3 protein-coding genes are annotated in these 2,414 nt (G+C 46.6%); 2 read left to right on the top strand and 1 reads right to left on the bottom strand.

The window, feature by feature from the left end; genetic code table 11:
• Positions 1–447, bottom strand: a 447-nt coding sequence (locus tag V2I46_14175) for an ATP phosphoribosyltransferase regulatory subunit (GenBank protein MEE4178648.1), incomplete at its 3' end; no start/stop codon positions are given.
• A 145-nt stretch (positions 448–592) separates the two neighbouring features.
• Between V2I46_14175 and V2I46_14170 the strand changes: the two genes are divergently transcribed.
• Together V2I46_14170 and V2I46_14165 are read left to right on the top strand one after the other, a co-directional pair.
• Positions 593–1,792, top strand: coding sequence for a glycosyltransferase family 4 protein (locus V2I46_14170; protein ID MEE4178647.1), 1,200 nt, complete (start codon positions 593–595; stop codon positions 1,790–1,792).
• On the top strand, positions 1,789–2,414 hold a 626-nt coding region (locus V2I46_14165), incomplete at its 3' end, for a glycosyltransferase (protein ID MEE4178646.1). The genes V2I46_14170 and V2I46_14165, both read left to right, overlap by 4 nt.

The raw sequence follows: 2,414 nt of genomic DNA, 5'->3' as shown, positions 1-2,414 counted from the left end.
GTCCACATCGCACTGGTAAAACTCCCTGTACCTGCCCCGCTGTGGCCTGTCGGCCCTCCAAACGGGCTGGATCTGGTAACGCTTGAAAGGAAAGGTTATTTCATTCCGGTGCTGGACGATATATCTTGCAAAAGGAACGGTAAGGTCATAACGCAATCCCTTCTCGGTGATATGCTGGGTAACTTTATGCAATGCCCCTTCCCGAATGGCAGAGGGCTGCAGGCCTGATAAATAATCCCCGGAGTTAAGAACCTTGAACAATAAACGGTCCCCCTCTTCCCCGTATTTGCCCAACAGCGTGGAAAGGTATTCCATGGCCGGGGTTTCGATGGGAGAGTAGCCAAAACGCTGGAAGGTGCTCCTTATAGAATCAAATATATAATTTCGCCTCACCATTTCCAGCGGCGAGAAGTCTCTTGTTCCTTTAGGGATTGAGGGCTTTTGCATGGTTTGTGGCATTCGTTGGTCCTGCAAATTTAACTAAAATTAGACTGATCGGCCGGATAAAAACCGCATTAAAAAAAATGGTCCGGGCTATTGTCTGCAGACATTTTCCACTTATCTTTGCCACCTTGCCAATGTGCCGGAATATATGAAGATCTTGCAGTTAGCCAATAAGCTCCCATACCCAGCAAAGGATGGTGGATCCATTGCCACATTAAGCATGGCCAGGACTTTTGCGGCACTGGGCCACGAAGCCACTGTTATGGCCATGAATACCTCCAAGCACTTTTTCCCACTGGAAGACCTGCCGGGGGAATTGACCTCCAGGATCAACTTCCATGCCGTTGACATTGATACCACCATAATCCCTGCCAAAGCCCTTCGCAACTTCCTGTTTTCAGATCAACCTTATAACGCAACCCGCTTCTTCACAGAGGAGTTTGAGCGCAAACTGGCCGGATTGCTGCAAGATGATGTTTACGATGTAATCCAGCTTGAGGGACTTTACCTCGCCCCCTATGTGCCGGTTATCAGGGCCAATTCCAGGGCACTGGTCTCAATGCGTGCCCATAATGTGGAACATGAGATATGGCAGCGGACTGCCAGGCAGTGCAGGGGGATAAAAAAGTATTACATACGCAACCTGGCCCGCAGGATCAAACGCATGGAAGTGTCATATCTCAACGCCTATGACGTGCTGGTGCCTATCACACCAAGAGATGCAAAGATCTTTTCTCAACTGGGATGCAAAATACCTGTTCATGTCACCCCAACCGGCATAAGTTCAGACATGCTTGTTGCCGACCGGAGCAGGATTGAGTTCCCCTCCCTGTTCCATATAGGGGCACTTGACTGGACACCCAACCAGGAAGGCCTGTCCTGGTTCCTCGATAAGGTCTGGCCCGGGCTTCACAAAAATAATCCCGGTCTTAAGTTTTATATTGCAGGAAGAAATGCCCCTGAAAAATTCAGGATGATCAATAAGGAAAACGTTGTTTTTCTTGGTGAAGTTGATGATGCTTACGAGTTCATGAACAGTAAAGCCATCATGGTAGTCCCTCTCCTTTCAGGTAGCGGCATGCGCATCAAGATCATCGAAGGCATGGCCCTGGGCAAAACCATAGTTTCAACCACCCTCGGGGCTGAAGGCATTCAATGCGAGCACGGGAAAAACATTGTCATAGCCGATACACCGGAAAATATAGGTGAAGAAATACAAAGCCTCTTGAATAATTTTGATAAATTTGACTCCATCGGCAAGCAGGCCATGGAATTCGTCAGCCAAACCTTCGACAATAAGAATATAACCGCTGACCTGCTTGCATTTTACAAGAAGCACCTGACATGATAATTGCAGTCATATTCTGGATATCGGTATTGTTGATTTTTCACACCTACCTGTTTTATCCACTATTACTGCAAATCCTTTCGACAGGAAAGAAAGAAAACCAGATAGTCTATACAGACGATGAGCTTCCAGGGGTTTCCATCATCATCTCTGCATTCAATGAGGAGGCTGTGATAGGGGAAAAAATCGAAACCGTACTTCGCAGTGATTATCCGGCTGACAAGTTTGAGCTAATTATCGGTTCTGATGCTTCTACCGATAAGACAGCCCAGATAGTTAACGCCTGCGCATTAAAACATGAACCGGTCAGGTTTTTCGATTATCAAGAAAGAAAAGGCAAAGGAAACGTTGTCAATGCCCTGGTTGGCAATGCCCGCTTTCAAATACTGGTGCTTACAGATGCTAATGTAATGTTCGATACCCATACCCTGAAGTACCTGGTCCGGCATTTTAAAAATGAAAAAATTGGTCTGGTTGACAGTAACATGATAAATAAAGGCCTGAAGAAAGAAGGAATTTCTTACCAGGAAAAAGCATACATCTCCAGGGAAGTTAAGATTAAAAATATGGAAGGCCGGCTATGGGGTGCCATGATGGGGCCTTTCGGAGGCTGCTATGCCAT

The organism is Bacteroides sp. (assembly GCA_036351255.1).
Taxonomy (GTDB): domain Bacteria; phylum Bacteroidota; class Bacteroidia; order Bacteroidales; family UBA7960; genus UBA7960.
The sequence above is the reverse complement of the archived record's forward strand: the minus strand, read 5'-3'. Positions and strand labels throughout refer to the sequence as shown.